This is a genomic window from Variovorax sp. J22R115 (assembly GCF_030317005.1).
Taxonomy (GTDB): Bacteria; Pseudomonadota; Gammaproteobacteria; order Burkholderiales; family Burkholderiaceae_C; genus Variovorax.
The window spans coordinates 91,121-111,521 of record NZ_JASZYM010000019.1; the positions used below are offsets into that span (position 1 = coordinate 91,121).

The following is a 20,401-nucleotide window of genomic DNA, read 5'->3' on the forward strand; positions in this document are numbered from 1 at the left end:
CTAGCGTCCGAACTCCTCGTCAGAGCGCGGAGCGTCCGCAGCCTGTTCGTCCAGGGATTGACGGTAGCGAACGCAGCCGCGCATGAACTGGGGCCAGGCCGGCACGCTCAAGGCGGGCTCGACCCGCTCCGGCAGCACCGACCACAGGTCGGGGTGATGCCAGCAAAGCTCCTGACCCGAGGCGTCACGGTGCCGCCGGATGGCCGCCCTCAGCCTCCTGACTTCCTCGGCCAGCGCATCACGCGACAGGGCCTGCAGGTCTTCATCCATCTTCGTCTCCGTCATCTCCGTTCGGACCGAAGTGCCGCGAGCGCCGCGTCGACCGCCGCCCAGCAGGCGGTCACACGTGGTGCGGGCGCCGGGTTCGCTTTCGGGGTTGGCGGGTCATGATCCGCACCACCAGGTCCCCCGCCAGCGTCCTGAACGTGTCGTAGCGGTCCACGCACTCCAGCCTGTCGCCGTTGCCCAGGTAGAAGCGCGGCTCGCGCTGCTTCTCGACCATGCCCAACGCGGTCCTCACCCAGTAGGTCTGGGTCCGGCGGAAGACGATGTGCGCCCGTCCGTCGGTTCCCAGCGCTCGAAATAGGTCAGTTCGCATCTGCCACCCCACAGGGATCCAGTCTCGCGCGCGAAGCGCGCGCGCGGCGTCGGAAGTCGGACCCCCTGCATGCCCGGCGGTGTCTGACAGGATGCGATTCGCGCCGGTTGCGGCTTCGCGCTCGATCAGCTCCTCAGGTACATCGCCGTCGTCGCGACCGATGCGTGCCCGACGTTCTTCTGGACCACCTCGATCGGGAGCGGGGGCTGTCCCGCCCTGCCCTGCAGCGAATGCACCACGTGCGAGTGCCGCAGCCAGTGCGTGCTCGCCTCCCGCAGCTGCCGCGCTGCGGCGTCATCGAGTTCCCGGGCGGCGTGGTCGACCGCGGCCTTGATGGCCTGGTACAAGCCCGATGCCGACCAGGGCGGCGGCGCGCCACGGTGCTGCGGACCGAAGCGCGCGAGCAGCGGGATGCGCCGGTTGGCGGGCGCATCGACGCTGCGGTCGTGGCCCTGCCGGGCGAGTTCGTCCTCGAGCTCCTCGACGAGCGCCGAGGGCACCGGCACCGCGCGGCAGCGCCCGCCCCTGCCCACGACGTTCAGCTGCCAGACCCCGACCGACGCCATGCCGGCTTCGGACGGCGCGACCTGGAGGAGGTCGCCGCAGGTGGCCCGGGTGACTTCATCGAGACGCAGCCCGGTCTCGTAGAGCCAGCGCACCGCCCGGTCCAGCCGCCGGCCGACGTCAGCTTCCCGGCGCCGCGCCAGCCAGGCGTCGAGATGGGCCCACTGCCCGGCGCTCAGCGTGCGGCCCGCGCCCAGTGCCTTGCGGCCCCCGGAAGGCAACTCGAGCTCGGCGAACGGGTTGCCGCGCACGTAGTGCGCCGAGCACAGGAACGCGAAGAGACCCTTCACGATGGTCAGCGCCTGCTTGCGCGCGCTTGGCGACAACGCGCCTTCCATCGGGCGCCAGCGCGGCGACCAGCGCTGCTGGTGGCGGGGCCCGCACCAGCTCGGCGGCGGATCGGCCAGGAAATCGGTGTAAGCCCTCGCATCCTCCACGGACAGCGACGACACGGCCTTGCCGCGTTCGAGAATGGCCCACAACAGCAGGCGTTCGGCTTCCTTGCGGTACGAGCGCTGCGTCGGTGACAGCGCCCTGCCGGCCCGGTCCGGCTCCTTGGCGAAGAGCCAGGCGTCCAGGGCCTCCCGGTCCGTGACGGCGGCCAGGCGACAGGCCTCCAGCGGCGCCCGACCGTGTCCGTCGCGTCCGTCGAGCTCCCGCGGCACCATGAACTTCTCGTAGGGCACGAGCGAGGTCGCCGGTGGCACCACGCTCGTGAGGACCCCCGGGGCCAGTTGCGCCCGGGGCTGCGCCGCATGGCGCCCCACCCGCAGCCCGCCCAGGACCTCCTCGTTGGCCTGCAGCCAGTCGAGAATCCGCGCCGCCTTGCGCTCCCCGATGCCCGGCACCTGCGCCCACCAGCGTGCGCCGACACCGTTGATGCGCTCGACCAGCGTGAACAGCGTGCCCAGCCCCGCCCGTTCGAGGCGCACGGCCACGGCCGGATTGAGCCACGCCGAGACGCCGTCGAGCGGCCGCGGGTCCTGCGCGACCAGCCCCTCGAGCCAGCGCAACGCCTCGAGCTGCCGCTCGATCACGCGCGCGCGCCGCGACGACTGCCCTCCGTTGCCGGAGCGACCGCCCTGCCCTTGTCCACCGGCCCCCGCGTGTGCCGCCTCGTAGGCCTCGATCTGCTCGGCCTCCGAAAAGTCCTCCAGGCCTTGGGCTTGCGCAAACTCCTCCAGGCTCGGCAACGCCGGCGCCTGGTCCGAGTAGCCGGACGGGTCGAGCAGGATCAGGCGCGCCGTCCCCGGCTTCTGCTCGCGGCGCGCGGCGGCCGCGAAGGCGTCCCGGATCCAGGCGATCGTGCGCCGCACGGTGCGCAGGTCGGCATGCTCGCCCTCCAGCCGCAGATAGCGATCCCAGCTGGCGCGCTCGTCCAGCCCCTGGGCCAGCGCCCGCATGAAGGCAAAGTGCCCGCGGTGCAGCTTGCGCGGCGGTCGATTCGTCACCGAGACCGCCCGCCCAGGGTTGACGGGCCGGCCGGCGCCGGCGCGGCGATCCGGGCCTGCCGAAGGCGCGCCGCCGAGCGGGCAGTCGGTCCGTCCCAACGGGGCCCAAAGCCACGGCGGTGAAGGTGCCACACCCCGGCTTGGGGCTTCGCCTCGCTGCCGGCCCGCCCGAGACCACTCCTCCAGCGATGAGGAAAAAATTCATTCATATCAACGACTTAAGAAACTCAGGTGAAGACAAGGCACCATTGACACTCGAATTCAGTATTGATGATTATTCCATTAAAGGGGGTTAGAGCGCAAAGTTCCAGCACTGTCGAGCACTCATCCTGAATCCCAACGACCCTCACATTCGGGTGGGACGACCGGCGCCTGGCCGGTGTCCCACCCTCCCCGTCAACCCTGATGTCGAACCTTGCGCAGCGCGGCCACGACGGCCGATTCGACCGCCTCGGGGTTCGGATCCAGCGCCGCCTGCGCGGCGATCGTGATCGTGATCTCCCCCGACTTGGCGCGCACGAGCGAGCCGAGCTTGTGGCCCGCAACGTCGATGTCGACGCGCTCGGTGCGTTCGAAGCCCGGTTTCGCGTCGAGCAGGCGCGCCACCACGATCGGTGCGGACAGGCTGTGGCCGCGCAGCTTCTCCGCGCGCTTCAGCACCGCACGGCGGTCCTGCTCCATCGCGGTGGTGATCTGCTCGGCGTGCCGGAAGCTGATCTCGAGCGGGCTGCGGAAGCACTCCACCACGGCCTCGGGCAACTGCGCCACCAGCAAGGCCTTGCGGACCCAGGTGTGGCTCACACCGATGGCCTCGGCGAGCTGGCGCTGCGTCGGGAACAGCTGCTCCTCCAGCGCGCGCTGGTACATGATCCCCTGCTCGTACGCCGAGAGATCGGCCCGCTCGCGGTTCTCGCGATCCATGATCTCGAACAAGGCGCGGTCGCCCAGTTCATCGAGCCACACGGAGGCCAGCACGTCGATGCCGAGTTCCAGGCAGGCCTGGTGGCGACGATGGCCAAACACGAGCTCGAACTGACCCGGCTCGTCCTTCAGGGGACGCACGAGGATGGGCTGGACGTTGCCGCCCGCGTGCTCGATGTCGGCCTTGAGGCCCGCAAATTCGCTGGTGCCGAAGGAGGACTGGTGGCGGTTCGCGTAGCGGCTCGGCCGGATCGTCTTCGGGTCCATCTTGCGCGTCGGCAGCGCGCCGTCGTACTGGCGCAGCTTCTCGCGCAAGGCGGCCATCTCGCCTTCGACCTGCTGGATCTGGCCGCGGAACGCCATCATCTGGCCCGGGCCCGTGCGCGGCGGCATTCCACCCGCAGAGGCCGGTGGAAACCTGGTTTCCACGCCGTTCACCGGCGCGGGGGCCGGACCGTCCGGCGCCTCGGGAATCGACGCCGGCGCCACGGGCCTGACCGGCTCCATCGGCAGCGACAGCCCGGCGGTCAGCGCTTCGAGTCGTTTTCGTGTGCTCGCCATGTCAGGACTCCTCTTGATGGTGAACGGGAGCCGCGGCACGGCCCGGTTTCAAGGACGCGCGCGGGTGTCCTCCTGCGCCTTGCGTGGCCCGTATCGGGCAGCCGGCTGCGGCGGGCGTTGACCGGACCGAGGCTCCGGGGCGGCCCCGCAGCGAATGGGACACGCGCGTGGAAACCTGGTTTCCAGCGGCGCGGATCGTGTGCCCGCGCACGGCCGCGAGGACGCGAGGCGTCGTCATGGCGTCGGAGCGTACGGAGCCCGCGTCAGGGGCCAAAGTGGAAACCAGGTTTCCAGCCGCGGGGGACCGGTCCAGAGTCCCGGTGGAAACCAGGTTTCCACGGCGCAGCGATTCACAGTGCCTGGGGTTCGTGCTCATCGCTGGGCCCTGCCCTGCGCCTGCCAGGCGCCGACCACCGACTGCTCGACCAGTTCGACGAACGAGTCATAGGCGTCCACCGCGCGCTTGTAGGTCTTCGCGGCGCCCTCGTACTTCTGGACGTCGTAGACGGTCGCGAACTCCGCGGCCTTGTTGCTCGTCACGCTGGTCTTCGGAATCTCGACCGGCAGGGTGTACTCGCCGTAGGTCGCCTGGATCCACTGCCGCACCGCGGGCATGGCGGGATCGGCCGCGTCGACCCGGCTCAGCAGCACGTGCAGGAAGTCGAAGGCCTTGCCCTCGCGATCCTTGCTCTGGCCGTCGAGGTTGCCCCCGAGGTCGGCGAGCAGCGACCAGAACTGGGCCGAGGACGCGAAGTCCAGGCCCGACGGCGGCACCGGCACGACGATGCCGTTGGCGGCCCACAGCGCATTGATCGTCACATAAGAAAGCGAAGGGGGCGTGTCGATCACGATCACGTCATAGAGATCGCGCACGCTCTCCAGACCCACGTTCAACACATCCCAGAACTTCGCACCCGGCTCCTGCATCTGGCGCGCCGGCAGCGCGAACTCGGCCGAAAAGAGGAACGGGGCGGCCGCCACCAGATCGATGCCGTCCCAATAGGTCGAACGGATCGCATAGCGGATGTCGTTCTCCGTGCCATCGCACAGCGGGCCGATCGTCATGTCCTCGGTCACCTCGGCCTCGGGCAGCAGGCCGTGCAAAGTCGTCAGCGATCCCTGGGGGTCGGTGTCGATCGCGAGCACCCGGTGGCCGCGCAGGCTCAGGCCCTGGGCCAGGATCATCGCCGTCGTGGTCTTCGCGACCCCGCCCTTGAAGTTGCCCACAGCGATCGTGACCGCCTTGCGGCCCGCGGGGCGCATCTTCTCGCCACGGTAGGTGCGGGTCCAGCGACGCAACTCGTCGAGCCCGAAGATCCGCTTGCCGCCCGAAGGCGAGAGCTGCCCCGCAGGCAGATCCTCCTTGGTGATCCGATAGGCCACGTGCGCCTTGTCGACACCACACAACGCGGCCAGCTGGGCGGTGGAGTAGGTGGGGGCGATCTTCCGGGCCTCCGGGGCCAGCAGCATGCCGCGGATCTGCTCCACCATCGAGCCGGCGCGCGTGGCCAAGGCCGCGATGCGCTCCATATTGATGGTGGGACGGGCCTGGGCGTGGACGTCGGTGGAAACCTGGTTTCCACCGACCGGCGGGACGGTAACGGACATAGGGGACTACCTTATTCGACAGAATTCAGCGATTCTATGAGAATCTGTCGAATGAACAAGTTCCACCGAGCCCGAGCACAATTCCCTGGTGCGTATTGTGAGTTCGTTTGGGGATCTGGTGGCAATCCCGCCACGGAGTGGGCCCCCAGCGCCCGGAAAAACAGCCGAAATGGCCGATTGGATGCCTCCACCAGCGGCAGGGCCGCGCTCCAGCCCCTGCGCCACGTGCTGCAGTGCAGCGGGGCAGGGCGGTTGCCCCTATCCACTCACACCAAACCCCATCGGTCCTCACGTTGGAATGCGCCGGAGCCCAAATTTGCTCACATCAAATCCCAACGCCGCTCACATTCAACCCCAAGAACACTCACAGTTTGCCCTGTAAGCCTTTGTCGTCATTGGTAAAAATGGATCCTCAACTCTTCAACCTCCCAAGTGTTCCTTATCAAAGAGAACAAGAGCACCGGTTGCGTGTCTTTGTGAATTGACCGAATCACAATACCTCGGCATGATGTGCAGCCCTTTCACCACCACAGTGTTCCATGGCCGAGGATGACTCATCACACAGCGCGCCTCGCCAGCCGCCGACGGCCGAGGAGCAAAGCATCGCGAAGGCCAACGAGGCCATCGCGATCCGTCCCAAGCGCGGGCGCCTGACCCTGCTGTCGCGGCGCATCTACAACGCGCTGCTCTATCACTCGCAGCGCCAGGGCGTCGACGAGCCGGTCTACCGGCTCGCCCTGAGCGAGCTGATCGGCGACGCCCGCTTCAATTCGAACAACACCGAGCTGCTCAAGTCGCATCTGCGCGACATGCAGGCCACCACCATCGAATGGTCGACCAGCAGCAGCTCGCTCAAGCGCTGGGTGTCGTCACAGCTGCTCGGCACCGTGACCATCGAGGAGCAGGGCAGGGGCCGCCCCTGCATGGTGACCTGGCGCTATCCCGACGAGATCAAGGAGCGGCTGGTCAAGCCGCACCAGTACACGCGCGTCCTGCTCGAGATGAGCAGCCAGATGCGCAGCTATTCGGCCGCCGTCCTCTACGAGATCGGCGCGCGCTACCTGACATCGCCGGGCCGGCTCTCGATGCGCGAGGACGTGATGTGGTGGGCGGCCGTGCTGACCGGGCGCAGCGACATCAAGGAGGTCGACTACCGCTTCCTCAAGCGCGACGTGATCACCAAGGCGATCGCCGAGATCGACGCGCTCTGCGAGGAATTCGGCCTCGAGCTGATCGAGCACAAGCGCGGCCGCAAGATCGAGGAAATCCAGTTCAGGGTCGTGCCGAAAATCCAGCAGCGCCTGGGTGACATCGACGCGTCGAATCGCAATGTGTTCGACCTCGAACTCGTCGCACGCCTGGTCGCGCTCGGGATCAAGCAGGACGAAGCCCAGGATCTCTACGCGACCACGGACGAAGGACAGATCCGGGCCACGCTCGACCACGTCGATGCACGGCTGCGCAACGCGACGATGCCCGGGCTCAAGTCGCCGGCGGCCTATTTCAAGGACGCGCTGAAGAAGGGCTATGCCGGCCTCACCGCCAGCGTGCCGGCCCTGCCGCCCGCCGGCGCCGCGCCCGCGCTCGCTGCGCCGGCCCGCGCACTGTCGGAGGCGGACCGCCTGCGCCGCATTCGAGAGCTCTGGGAAAACGACCGCACCGGCCAGGCCCGCGCCCTGTTCGCCGAAATGCCCGAGCCGCAACAGACCGAAGTACGCACTCGCTTCGAATCCAACCGGCTTGAACAGGTGGCCACCCCCATCGCCCGGGCCTGGCGGCGGGACGGGCCGGCCAGCCGGATTGCCGGGACCACCTTCTTCAAGTGGCTCGCCGCGGACACCTGGCCCGGCGAACCGACGGACAAGGTGCTGCTCGAATTCGCGCTGCAACAAGGCGTGGCCGGCATGTGAGCAGCGCCCCCGTGCGCAAGAGGTCGTCTTCGCCTCAGCCTGGCGCGGCTCGAGAACGGAGTGAGCGCCAACCTATGCCGTTCTGCCAATCTTGCGTTGGAGCCATCCTCCATAGGACCCAGGCCACGTTGATGCTCGGCAACAACCGCCCTGGATTCGCGCACACGAGTCGCGCCCAAGCCCTGTTTTGCGTCTCAGGGTGGCGCGTTTTGTGGCCTAAAGTTCACACTTACTCGTGGGCCAGCCCCTTTGCCGGCCGCGAAGGCAAGGCTGCCTTTACATGCACCATGTCTGGGCGTCACCATCGGAGTCCCGTCTGAAAAACTGATCTCGAGACAACGCGAAAGGATCTGCGTGACTGATCTGGAAGGACCGACCCTGCGTCGGGTGCTCGAATTTCACGCGCGGACCCGGCCTTCGGCTCCCGCCCTGCTATCGACGGGGCATCCCTCCCTCAGCTACTTGCAGCTGGTTGCCGCCGCGGACCACACGCGGAACTGGCTGGCGTCCCTTGGCCTGGACGCTGTCCCCCGAATCGCCGTCGTGCTGCCGACCGGCCTGCCGCTGGCCCTGGCGACCGTGGTACTGGCCTGCAACGCGACGGCCTTGCCGCTGCATCCGGGACTGACGCCCCTCGAGCTGGAGGCGCTGCTGCGCGAGGCGCGCGCCGACGCCGTCCTTGGCCTGCCCGGCGATCCGGTGGTGACAGGCTTGGCGCAGCAACTCGGTGTGCCGGCGCTCCCGTTCGACCTGTCACGGCTCCTGCAGGCGCAGGCCGATCCGTCGGGGGACCGGGAAGCGCAGGGTGCCGCGCCGGCACCGGGGGACACCGCCTTCGTCCTCTTCACCTCGGGCACCAGCGGAAAACCCAAGCGCGTGCCGCTCACCCAACAACAGGTCCTGGCCTCAGCGCGCAACATCGCACGCCACCTGGCCGTGAGCCCGGACGACGATCGTGGCTTGCTCGTGATGCCGACCTATCACGGCCACGGGCTGATCGGCGGTCTGTTGACGCCCCTGGTGGCGGGTTCGTCCGTGGTGTGCACGCCGGGTTTCGAGGCATCGGAATTTGCGCAGTGGATCACCGAGTTCGCCCCCACCTGGTACACCGCCGCGCCTTCCATCCACCAGGCCATCGCCGACCTGGCTGCCAGGCTGGGGCCGGCGTGGCCGGAACATCGCCTGCGCTTCGCTCGCTCGGCGTCTTCGGCGCTCTCTCCGGCGTTGATGCGCGATCTGGAGGCCCTTTGGCAGGTGCCCGTGATCGAGGCCTACGCCATGACCGAGGCGGCCACGCAAATGGCCAGCAACCCCTTGCCTCCCGGCATCCGAAGACCTGGCTCGGTCGGTCCCGCGGCAGGCGCCGGGATTCGCGTGATCGACCCGCAGGGGCACGACCAGCCTTGCAACATCGAGGGGCGCATCGTGGTTCGCGGACCGGCCGTATTTTCCGGGTATGAGGACGCGCCCGAGGTGAACAAGGTGGCCTTCCAGAACGGCTGGTTCATCACCGGCGACCTGGGCTGGCTCGGGACCGATGGCTATCTCTGCATCACCGGCCGAACGTCCGAACTCATCAATCGGGGCGGCGAAAAGATCGCCCCCTACGAGGTCGAACAGGCGCTGCTGGCCTTGCCGGGCGTTGCCCAGGCCGTGGCCTATGCCGCACCCCATCCCACACTGGGCGAGGACGTGCATGCGGCAGTGGTCCTGGCGCGCAACGAGGTGACCGATCCGCGTGCCCTGCGCCGGGCACTGTTCGGCGCGCTCGCCGACTTCAAGATCCCCGCCTGCATTCACGTGCTCGACAAGCTGCCGACCGGCACCGCCGGAAAGCTGCAGCGCCGCCGGATGCACGAGCAGATTCAATCCATCGCCCGGACATCGACGGCGGCGCCTGACGTGCGCGAGCCGCCGACGCCGCTGCAAGCCCGCGTCGCCGCGCTCTTCGAGGAGATCCTTCGCCAGCGCGTCGGCGAAGGCGATGCGAATTTTCTGGCGATGGGCGGCGACTCGCTGTCGGCCGCGCGATTGGCGCTGGCGGTCAGCCGGGATTGCGGTGTGGAAATCACGGTGGCCCAGGTGCTCGCGGCACCGTCCGTCACGGAGATGGCAGCGCTGGTCCAGGCGACCATGGATGAAGTCGCCCGGCGCGACAACGGGGCCCCCGTCGCACCCGACACAGCATCCCTGCATGACGCCGACGGCACCGCGCCCTTGCTGCTGGCGCAGGAAGGCCTCTGGTTCGTCGATCAGCTGGGCAGCGGCAGCGCGGCCTACCACATTCACTCGGCGACCCGGCTGAAGGGGCGACTCGATGTCGAACGCCTCCAGCGCGGCCTGCATGCCCTGCTCGTGCGACATGCCAGTCTACGCACTGGATTCCACGCAACGGACACCGAACCCGAGCAGCGCGTGATCCCGGCAGCGCAGGCGACGCAGCGCTTCAGGCTGCAGCAGGTGGCGCTACCCGAGGGGGCGGACGAGACCCCACGCATCGCCGCCGTCATCGCCGAGCCCTTCGAGCTGTCGCGCGCGCCCCTGCTGCGCGCTGTTCTCCTGCGGATTTCGAGCGACCATCACGTGCTCGTTCTGGTCGCTCACCACATCGTGGTGGACCGATGGTCGATGACCCTCCTTCATCGCGATCTGGGGCAGCTCTATGCTTTCGACGATCCGGCGCTCCCCTCGTTGCCGCTGGCGCCGAGCGAGCATGCCCGGTTGAAGCGCCAGCACTTCGAGCGCGGTGACATGCACGCGGCGCTGGACTACTGGCGCGCCAAGCTGAGCGCTGTGCAAACACTGGAACTGCCCACGGACAGCCCCCGCGCTTCCAGGGCCGGCGGAAGCGCCGGGAAGACGCACGACTTCCGCATCGAAGCCGCACTCGCCACGGCCCTGAGGACGCTCGCACGACAGCATCAGGTCACGCTGTTCACGGCCGTGCTCGCCGCATTCCAGGCGCTGCTGCTGCGCTACACCGGCCAGACGGACATCGCCATCGGCGTGCCCGTCGCCGGGCGCGACGATCCGCGGCTGCTCGAGGCGGTGGGCCAATTCGTCAACACGGTGGTGGTGCGCGCCGACCTGCAAGGCGAGCCCGGATTCGCCGAGTTGATGCGGCGCGATCGCACGACCCTCGTCGAAGCGCTGACCCACCAGCAAATGCCCTTCGAGCGCCTGGTGGCCGAGCTCCGCCCGCAACGCGACGCGGGCCGCAACCCGCTCTACCAGGTCTCCTTTTCCCTGGAAAACTTCGGCCACCGCGTGCTGGAGCTCGACGGGCTGGAGAGCGAGCGACTGGGCGTGCACTCGGAATGCGCCAAGTTCGACTTGTCGCTCACCGTGATCGAGACGGGCCCCGACGCGCACCTCGATGCCGAGATCGAGTACCGCACGGACCTCTTCACGGCCCGGTCGATCGAACGCATGGCGGCGCATTTCGGCAATCTCCTGGCGGCGATGGTGGCCGAGCCGGAGCGCGCCGTCACTCGCCTGCCGCTGATGGACGCGGCAGAGCAGCAACGCATGCTCGTGACGTGGAACGGGCCGTCGCGGCCCGGTTCGCGCGATCTGCAAAGCGTGCACGCGCTCTTTCGCGCGCAGGCCCGCCTGACGCCCGCAGCGGTCGCGCTGCGCTTCGGCCGGCAAGGCATGCGCTATGCCCAGCTCGACGCGCTGTCGGATCGGCTCGCGCACGACCTGCGCCGCCGGGGCGTCGTCCCCGGATGCGTGGTCGGCCTGTGCATGCCGCGCTGCTTCGGGCTGGTCGTCGGCCTGCTCGCCTTGTTCAAGGCCGGCGGCACCTACCTGCCGCTGGACTCGGAGCATCCGCCCGAGCGGCTGCAGGCCATGCTGGAGGATGCGGCGCCGCGCTTCGTGCTGGCCGATGCGCCCATGTCCGGGCCGCTGCATCACCTGGCGGCCGCGGCGAGCTTCGAGATCATTGAAGTGCCGCCCGACGGCGGGCCCGCGCCGGCCGATGCCGTGCCCGCGGTGAGGGACTTGTCGCGGCCCGAGCACATCGCCTACCTGATCTTCACCTCCGGTTCCACCGGCATGCCCAAGGCCGCCCAGCTGATGCATGGCGGCCTCGTCAATCACGTGCAGTGGATGAAGGACACGCTCGGGCTGAGTGCGAAGGACCGCGTGCTGCACAAGACCTCCATCAGCTTCGACGCCTCGATCTGGGAGTTCTTCTCAACGCTGGCGTGCGGTGCCCAGGTCGTCCTGGCGCCGCCCGAAGTCCATCGCGACATGCATCGGCTTGCGGCAACGCTGCATGCCAACGCCATCAGCGTCGTGCAGTTCGTGCCCTCCGAGATGCGCGTGATCCTCGACGAGGCGCAGATGGCGCAGTGCACGAGCCTGCGCTACGTGCTGTGCGGCGGCGAGCCCCTGGACCGTGACCTGGCGCTGGCCTTCAGGCGCTGCCTGCCGGCCGCGCGGCTGGGCAACTTCTACGGCCCGACCGAGGCCACGGTCGACAGTGCCTGGTACGAGGTGGGCGAACAGGTGCCCGAGCGCGCCATCGTGCCCATCGGCCGTCCGGTGGACAACGCGCAGCTCTATGTGCTGGACGCGCACATGCAGCCCCAACCGGTGAACGTGGCCGGCGAGCTGTACGTGGGCGGCCTGGGCGTGGGGCGTGGCTATCTCAACCGGCCCGAACTCACGGCGCAACGTTTCCTGCCCAACCCCTTCCTGCCCGGTGAACGCCTCTATCGCACCGGGGATCTTGCGCGGTGGCTGGATGCGGGCGTTGTCGAATTCATCGGGCGCGACGACCAGCAGGTCAAGCTGCGGGGGTTCCGGATCGAACTGGGCGAGGTCGAGGCCGCCGTCAATGCCTGTCGCGGCGTGAGCCTGTGCGCGGTGCTTCTTCGCGAGGATGTTCCGGGGCAACGCGAACTCGTCGCCTACGTTGCTCTCGACAGCATGGCCGGCGCCGATGCGCAGGGTCTTCGAACGCAGTTGCGTGCAAGGCTGCCAGAGCACATGGTCCCCGCGGCCTTCGTGTTCCTGCCGCAGTTGCCGCGCCTGGCCAACGGCAAGGTCGATCGGCGCCAGCTTCCGCGGCCCGAGGGCCCATCCGTCGGGTCGGACCGGACCGGCCCCCGGTCCCCCCTGGAAGAAGGCCTGCAGGACATCTGGCAGCGCGTCCTCGGGCGATCGGGCTTCGGGATTCGCACGAATTTCTTCGACCTGGGCGGCCATTCGCTGCTTGCGACGCAGATCGTTTCGCGGGTCCGCGCCGTCTTCCAGGTCGACCTGCCTTTGCGCAGCCTGTTCGAGCATCCGACCATCGAAGGGCTGGCGCGGCTCTTGAACGGCCATCCCGGCGGCCGACCCCTTGATGGAAGCGCGGCACTCGCGCCCATCGAGGTGGTTTCGCGAGCGCAGCCATCGATGGTGTCCTTCTCCCAGCGGCGCATCTGGCTGCTGCACGAAATGGACCCGCGCGGCGCGGCCTACAACATGTGCGAAGCGCTGCGCCTTCGCGGCCCCTTGCAGCACGCCGCATTGCGCTCGGCGCTCGACCAGATGGTCATGCGGCACGAAGCCTTTCGCACCACCTTCGAGCTGGGCGAATCCGAGCCCATGGCCCGCGTCGGCGAGCCGCAGCCAGCCGTGGTGATCGAACTCGACGGGCGCCACTGGGCCGACCAGGAGGCAGAGTTCGAGCGCCAAGCCGCGCGCCTTGCGGCACAAGCCTTCGACCTCGCACGCGGCCCGCTGCATCGCTTCGTCCTCGTGCGCCTGGACGAGCAGAACCATGCGCTCGTGATGGTGATGCACCACATGATCGGCGACGGCTGGGCGTGGAGCGTGCTACTGCGCGAATTGCAGGCGCTCTACGGCGCGGCCGTGCAGGGCCAGGCGGCCTGCCTGCCGGCACGCGCCATCGACTTCATCGACTTTGCCCGCTGGCAACGCGAGCACATCGACGACGATGTGCTCGCCGTCCAGACCCGCTACTGGATGGAGCAGCTCGCCGGATGGAGTCCGCTGAACCTGCCGGCCGACACCGCGGTGGCCCAACGCGTCTCCAGCCAGGGAGCGCGGGCGCGGCTTGACCTGTCCGAAGCGTGGATCGATCGCATGCAACGCTTCAGCGCGCAGCACAGCGTCTCGCCTTTCATGAGCCTGCTGGCGGCCTTCCAGTTCCTCCTGTCGCGCTACTGCGGACAGGACGACGTCGCGGTCGGCACGCCCATCGCGGGCCGCACGCGGGTCGAGGCAGAGGAAGTGGTGGGCTCGCTCATCAACACCCTGGTGCTGCGCTGTCAGCTTCAACCCGAGCAGGACTTTCACGCGCTGCTGGCGCAGGTGCGCGAGACCTGCCTGTCGGCTTTCGCGCACCAGGACGTTCCGCTGGACTACCTCGTGGGACGCCTGCGCGCCCAGGAGCACGGCGCCAGGGTGCCCGAGCTTCGCGTGATGTTCAACGTGCTCAATGCACGCCGCGAACCCGTGCGGATGGAGGGCCTGGAGGTCCGCTTCCTCTCGTTGAGCCTGGGCGCGACCCAGTTCGACCTGGGGCTGACCATTGACATCGAGGGCGAGGGCGCCATGTTCCTGAACTATTCGACCGAGCTCTTCTCGGCCGAGACGGCGCAGGCCATCCTGGACAACTACGCGCACTTGCTGGAGCGGCTGATCGAATCACCGGGCTCGCCCTTGCAAGGTGTTGCCGTGCCGGGTCCCCGGCAACTCGCCCTGCTCGCATCCTGGAACCGGACCGACGTCGAGTCTCCGCGCGGGCACACCGTGCACGGCCTGCTGTCCCGGCACAGCGCGTGCAGCGCGGTCGCACTGCGCCAGTTGCCCGGCGCTTCAGTGCCCTACGCGCAGCTCTGGTCGAGCGTGCACCGGCTTGCCCATGCGTTGCGAGCCCGGGGCGTGCAACGCGGCACACGGGTCGGCCTTTGCCTGGAGCGTGACCCCACCATGGTCGTCGCGCAACTGGCCGTGCTGACGGCAGGCGCCGCCTATGTGCCGCTGGACCCCGCCTATCCGCGGCAACGCCTGCAGGACATGGCACTGGACGCCGGCCTCGCGTTGCTGCTGACCCGGCAGGAGCAGGCATCGCACTGGAAGGGTCTGGCGCTGCCGACGATGCTGCTGGATTCGCCTGTGGACCCCATGGAACACCCGGCGTCCGCGCCGACCCGCGACGCCGCGCGCGACGCCGGCCCGGACGATCCGGCCTATGTGATCTACACCTCCGGCTCCACCGGCAAGCCCAAGGGAGTTGCCGTGCCGCACCGGGCGGTGGTGAACTTCCTGCTGTCGATGCAGCGCGAGCCGGGGCTGTGCGCCGAGGACGTGCTGCTGGCGGTCACCACCTTGAGCTTCGACATCTCGGTGCTCGAACTCTTGCTGCCGCTGTCCGTGGGCGCCACGGTCATCCTGGCCACCCGCGAGCAAGCCAGCGACGGCTTGGCATTGAGCGCCCTGCTGGAGCGCTCGCAAGCCACAGTGATGCAGGCGACGCCCTCCACCTGGCGGCTGCTGATCGACACCGGCTGGATGGGAGGGCCGCGGTTCAAGGCGCTCATCGGCGGGGAAAGCCTCAGCACGCACATGGCACAGGCCCTGTCGGCTCGTGCGGGTGAGCTTTGGAACCTGTACGGCCCTACCGAAACCACCGTGTGGTCCACCTGCTGGAAGGTGCCGCGGGCGGTGCAGGCCATGTCGATCGGTCGCCCGATCGCCAACACACGCGTGCACGTGCTGGACGCGCACGGCCATCCTTGCCCGGTCGGCGTTTCGGGCGAGATCTTCATTGGCGGCGACGGCGTGGCGCTGGGCTATCTGGGGCGACCCGAGTTGACGGCCGACCGATTCGTTCCGGAGCCCTTCGGCCCGGCGCCCGGTTCGCGCATGTACAAGACAGGGGACCGGGGCCGCTGGCGCCACGATGGCACGCTCGAGCACCAAGGCCGGCTCGATTTCCAGGTGAAGCTGCGCGGCCATCGCATCGAGCCCGGCGAGATCGAAGCGCAGTTGCAGGCGCATCCCGCGGTATCACAGTGCCTGGTGATGGCGCGAGAGGACCGGCCGGGCGACCCTCGCCTGGTGGCCTACGTGGTCACGGGCGATGGCACCTGCGATGCCTCGGCGCTCAAGGATCATCTGCGCGCGACCTTGCCCGACTACATGCTGCCGCAGCACTTCGTCGGGCTGGAGGCGCTCCCGCTCCTGCCCAACGGCAAGATCAACCGCCATGCGCTTGCACCGCCCGGCCGCGAAGCGCGCACGGTGCCAGGAACCCGGCAAGGGCATCGCTCGCCGGCGGAAGGCGCGCTCGCCAGGATCTGGGCCGACGTGCTGGACATGGCGATCGACGACATCGATCCGCGCGACAACTTCTTCGACCTGGGTGGCGACTCGCTGAAGGTCGGTCGCATCGTCATCCGGTTCGAACGTGAATGGGGCGTTCGCATGGAGTCCAGGCGGTTCATCTTTGAAACGTTGTCGCAGTTGGCGGGCGGGATCGAGCTGGACTCGCAACGCGAACACGCGCAGCAGGCCACGCCGTCTGCGAAAGGCAAAGACGGGACGCGCTGGTGGAAGCGACTGGCCAAGACCTGGTGGTGAGCGGCAGGGGTCCTGCCCCGGACAGGCGGACAGCAGCGCTCACAGCCAGCAGACGCCGGCCGCCGCCGCCGTGGCCCGAACCTGCGGAGGCCCGTTGATGGTGCCGGGATCGCGGCCGCCGGCTGTGCGCAGGCGATAGCCCGGCTCGGAAGCGATCTTCCTGAGACCGCGGGACCCGCCCGGAGGCATCGCAATGGCGTCCCCCGGCCTCACCCCGTTGTGCGCTCCCGTCGGGCTCCAGAAGACTCGCTGTGGGCGTTGATCAACGGCGGCTCGGTTCTTCCCTGACCCGAGGCGCGCCGATGCCCCGCGCGTCCGACCGGTCTCGGGCCCGGCGTGGCGACAGGGCGCGGGTGCGCCGCGGACGCTCAGGGAGTGGCCAGACTGCCCGACAGCCCCGTGACCACGAACTGTCGCCAGTCAGCGTCCGTCGTCGTCACGCTGTAGTTCTGCCAGACGCTCGAGCTGATGGTGGGGAGGGTGAATGCGTGGGAGGCAGTGCCGTCCCGGCGGGGCGCGACGTCGACTTCGTCCGAGTAGCTGGTCTGGTACATCGCGTCGGCGATGCCCAGGACCAGATGCGTCGAAAAGTCCGGGTTCACCCCCGCGACCGACAGCGTCAACGGCCCGCCCTTGTAGTCGGTGAAAGGCACGGACGGCGTCATCACGGGGGGCCGCAGCGCCAGGGCCTCGGTCATCGTCAGAGGCCGACGGGGCACGCGCAGCGTGTAGACCATCGCGGCACCGTTGTACTGCACCGGCTGACCGCTTGCGTCGACTGCCTTGAAGACGTAGGCGGCGTTGTCGGGAATGGCCTTGATCACGGCTTCCTTCTGCTCGTCGATCAGCCCGATGCAGTTGCCCTGCATCTGGTAGCCTGGATTCGGCATCTGCGGAAGGGCAGGGTCGACCCAGTACCAAGCGAGGTCACGCACGGCCGGCACATACTTCACGCCGGCCTGCGGAAAGCCCGGACCGGTCACGATGACGCCCGCCACGGCGCCGCTGTTGCCGGCGTTGTGGTCCTTGATGATCACGTCGAAGCCGGTGCCCCCGCAGGTCCCGTTCCCCCACGAACGCGCCAGCGGATGGATTTCGATTTCCATCGCGTGCCCGTCACCGGCCAGGCGCCAGGCACCGTCGGACCCCTTCGCGACGCGGACGTTCTGCTGCCGGCTGAAGGCGACGCCGTCCTTGTCCCGGTGGGTGAAATCGACCAGAACGCTCGACTTGCCGGGCTCGAAACCCACCGGTGTGACATCGGTGAAGCTGCCGCCCACGAGGTTGGGGTCGGCTGCGACTTCAGCGCTGAACTCGGCAGCGTCCATGTCCTGGAAGAGGAAGTCGTCGGTCAACAACGGCCGCAATGCAGCGGCCACCGGTGCGCCGTCGGCGAACCTGGAGGAGAAGTCCGCGAACACCTTGCGCACCTGCGAGATGTCGTCGCCCGCCGAAGCCATGCCGGCGCCGTCCATGGGCGCCACGCCGGTCTCGGCCGCGGCCCGCGTCGCCAGGTCGTCGGCCAGCTGCTGCTGCGTGACCAGGTTGCGGATCGTGGCCACGTTGCTGGCCGGGTCCACGCTGACGCGCAGCACGTCCAGCGCGGTGTCCAAGGCACTCGCCAGGGGCGTGAACGCGGTGCGCAGCAAGTCGACGCTTGCGTCGACGCCCAGCGCGAGGAGGGCTGGCAGGAGCTTCGCCTTGAGGCCGCTCAGTTCCGAATCCAGGGCATCCTTCGTCAGCGCGCTGTAGTCGCCGCTCTCGAAAAACTTCGAAGCCAGCTGCCCTGCAATGTTGGCCACGACCAGGTCGGTGAAGGGGGTGATGTTGATGTTGCCGTTGACATCGGCCGAGGTGGCCGCCGAGACGAGCGTGTACTGCGAACTGCCGGCCGTGCCCTGGGCGATGAAAAGGAACGGCCCGGTCATGCCCGTGACGTCGACCGAGTAGCCGCCGATGGACGACAGCGGGACCGTCTTGGTCGCGCCCTTCGCGTCCCGAACGGTGACGGTGCCGCGCAGCGGCAGACCCGCGGCGGCAGTGCCCGAAATGATGCCTGCCGAGGCCTGTTGCGTGCCGGCGCCAGTGTCCGCACCGCCGCCTTGCGCCGCAGGGTGGCCCGTCACGGGAAAGGAACTGCCGCCTCCACCGCCGCAGCCGGCGAGTGCAAGCGCGATCACCACGGCAGAGGCGATGCCTGAGCGATGGAAAAGTCGCGCGGAGGGGAGGACGAAACTGGAGGTTGCCTTCATCGGTCTTTGGTTGGAATTGAGGTATGGACTCGAGGTCCGGATTCCCCAGAACCCGTGCGCAGGCACGGAGTCGAGGCCCGGCGGCTCTATCGGCAGCGCAGGCCCTTTCTTGAAGGGTGGTAGCATTTAGTTACATTCCTAGACGGCCGTCGCCACGGCGATCGAGGCGGTCGAGAAGTGCGCGGCCGCGCCGCTGGTCCATGACAAGCACATCGACCCGGATCCCATGGCCAGCCATCAAGAGGCCCTGGCCGAGGGTGCGCGTGCATTCGAACCGAGTCTCTCCGGCACGGCGGTCAAGCCGCTCATCGTTTGCTCCGGAGCCCATCGAAACCAAGATCCCCTGCATGTTCAGCGCATCGAGGACGTGGCCCTGGGCGTCAAGGCCTTCGAGTTCACGCACGCCGAAGGCCCAGCCCTCGAACCGGCGGAGGCAGGCGCACACATCGAGCTGCAGTGGTCCGCGCAGCGAGGACTCCTGCGCCTAGTAGGTCATCTCGATGGCCATGCCCTGGGCCCACCGGTTCTCCCAATGCGCGAGGTAGCTTGCGGCCAGCTTCGGATTGCTCCACACCACCAGCACGTTTTCAGAGTTGGACTTCGCTGCCGCCTGGCTGTAGTTGAAGGAGCCCGTCTGGGTGTGCTTGCCGTCCACCACGATGTACTTGTCGTGGTGGATCGCATAGGTCGAGATCACCTTGGTCGGGATGTTGGCGCCGACCAGCAGGTTCATCGCAGCGATGTTCGCCTTGCCGCGGTTGCCCTTGTCATCGATCAACACGCGCACATCGACGCCACGTCGCTTCGCATCGGTCAGTGCGCGAACTACGGAAGGCGAAGTGAAGGAATAGCCGGCCAGCCGGATCGAACCGCGGGCGCTGTCAATGACCTTGAGCACGAGCGCTTCGGAGCCTGCCTCGGGCGAGAAGGCCACCTCGATCTTCGAGTCGGAGGGCAGGGGGCCAAGTGAACTGGCACAGCCAGCGAGGAGGGCAAAGGCAATGCCCAGCAGGGCACGGCGCGAGGCAGAAAGAAAATTGGATCGCATGCAGTGTTCAGGTTGGGCGGCGACTGTAGTTTGTACGCGCCCCTTCGGCGAAGCGGCCAGACGCGACCGCACGCATCAAATGGCTGAGATTCCTGCCGGGCTGGTCCAGCGCGAGTTCGCCGTGCTCGACGGCGGCATCCTGAAGATCGAGCAGCAGGACGCCCGCTCTCCTTGGCGTACTTGCAACCGGGCTTGAAGAAGGCGTGGACGCCGGGAATGGCCGACGCCGCGACCAGGCCGGGCACGACGACGTCCGGCGTCAAAGCCGCGAGCAAGGCGGTCGAATACTGTTCATTCATCCAGTATAAATTGAAGTCCGAGCGGCGACGAGATTTGCGCAGAAAGCCGGCGATTTGCGGCTGGCAGCGCCCGTGCATGGGGGCGCATGACCGGTGCTTGATCGGAGGTCCGCCGGGCTTCCTCCCGCGGGAGGAAAATACGCCCATGACGCCGCCGACCCCCGACATCCATGCCACGCTTCGCAAGGTCAAGCGCTACCAGATGAGCCAATGGGTCGGCCATCTGACGCCGTCGGAAGCTAGGTCGCTTGTCCAGGCCGGGGCCACAGCCAGCCCTCACGACCTCGCCTGGATCGAGTCGGGGCTTCAGGCCGGCAGCGATGCTGCGCGCTGGTTCTACTTCTCCGCCAAGCCGGCGTTGCGTGCGCTATTGCGCGCGCCGCTCTCCTGACGCGCCGCCCTTGCGAGGAACGGCATCGACCTACGCCAATTGGGCGCCAGTGATTCATGCTGCACGCATGCGCAAACCTCCTCGCCAGACCGCCCTCGATATACCCCCGCCGACGCGGGCTGCCGCGAAGCGATCCACCCGATCGCGCAGATCGACGGCATCGCGTCGAGGTCTGCTGCTGCTGGACTATCAGA

11 protein-coding genes are annotated in these 20,401 nt (G+C 68.2%); 3 read left to right on the top strand and 8 right to left on the bottom strand.

What is annotated here, in order from left to right:
• From QTI04_RS28425 to QTI04_RS28445, 5 genes are all read right to left on the bottom strand, one after another.
• On the bottom strand, positions 1 to 270 hold the full coding sequence (locus QTI04_RS28425) for a hypothetical protein (protein WP_286602357.1): 270 nt from the start codon (positions 268 to 270) through the stop codon (positions 1 to 3).
• Positions 271 to 340: 70 nt separating this feature from the next.
• Positions 341 to 598 carry a hypothetical protein gene (locus QTI04_RS28430; RefSeq protein WP_286618537.1) on the bottom strand — a complete coding sequence of 86 codons (258 nt, stop codon included), beginning with the start codon at positions 596 to 598 and terminating at the stop codon, positions 341 to 343.
• 125 nt (positions 599 to 723) lie between these two features.
• A complete protein-coding gene (locus QTI04_RS28435) occupies positions 724 to 2,613 on the bottom strand; it encodes a phage integrase family protein (protein ID WP_286618538.1) in 1,890 nt (629 codons plus the stop codon).
• Between the two features lie 396 nt (positions 2,614 to 3,009).
• The gene (locus QTI04_RS28440; RefSeq protein ID WP_286618539.1) at positions 3,010 to 4,095 is read right to left on the bottom strand and encodes a ParB/RepB/Spo0J family partition protein; all 1,086 of its coding nucleotides are present in this window, start codon (positions 4,093 to 4,095) and stop codon (positions 3,010 to 3,012) included.
• A 372-nt stretch (positions 4,096 to 4,467) separates the two neighbouring features.
• A complete protein-coding gene (locus QTI04_RS28445; protein ID WP_286602351.1) occupies positions 4,468 to 5,703 on the bottom strand; it encodes an AAA family ATPase in 1,236 nt (411 codons plus the stop codon).
• A gap of 539 nt (positions 5,704 to 6,242) precedes the next feature.
• Here QTI04_RS28445 and QTI04_RS28450 point away from each other — a divergent pair.
• A complete protein-coding gene (locus tag QTI04_RS28450; protein ID WP_286602350.1) occupies positions 6,243 to 7,613 on the top strand; it encodes a replication initiation protein in 1,371 nt (456 codons plus the stop codon).
• A gap of 354 nt (positions 7,614 to 7,967) precedes the next feature.
• Positions 7,968 to 16,217, top strand: a complete 8,250-nt coding sequence (locus QTI04_RS28455; RefSeq protein ID WP_286618541.1) for a non-ribosomal peptide synthetase — start codon at positions 7,968 to 7,970, stop codon at positions 16,215 to 16,217.
• 368 nt (positions 16,218 to 16,585) lie between these two features.
• On the opposite strand, the gene QTI04_RS28460 is transcribed toward QTI04_RS28455, so the two are convergent.
• The 3 genes from QTI04_RS28460 to QTI04_RS28470 all read right to left on the bottom strand — a co-directional run bounded on the left by QTI04_RS28460 (position 16,586) and on the right by QTI04_RS28470 (position 19,517).
• Entirely contained in the window at positions 16,586 to 18,469 is a 1,884-nt protein-coding gene (locus QTI04_RS28460; protein ID WP_286618542.1) for a hypothetical protein, read from the bottom strand.
• A gap of 130 nt (positions 18,470 to 18,599) precedes the next feature.
• A complete protein-coding gene (locus QTI04_RS28465; RefSeq protein ID WP_286618544.1) occupies positions 18,600 to 18,872 on the bottom strand; it encodes a hypothetical protein in 273 nt (90 codons plus the stop codon).
• An 81-nt stretch (positions 18,873 to 18,953) separates the two neighbouring features.
• A complete protein-coding gene (locus QTI04_RS28470; RefSeq protein WP_286618545.1) occupies positions 18,954 to 19,517 on the bottom strand; it encodes a phospholipase D family protein in 564 nt (187 codons plus the stop codon).
• 216 nt (positions 19,518 to 19,733) lie between these two features.
• Here QTI04_RS28470 and QTI04_RS28475 point away from each other — a divergent pair, with 216 nt between their 5' ends.
• On the top strand, positions 19,734 to 20,207 hold the full coding sequence (locus QTI04_RS28475) for a hypothetical protein (protein WP_286618548.1): 474 nt from the start codon (positions 19,734 to 19,736) through the stop codon (positions 20,205 to 20,207).
• The last annotated feature ends 194 nt before the right edge of the window (positions 20,208 to 20,401 follow it).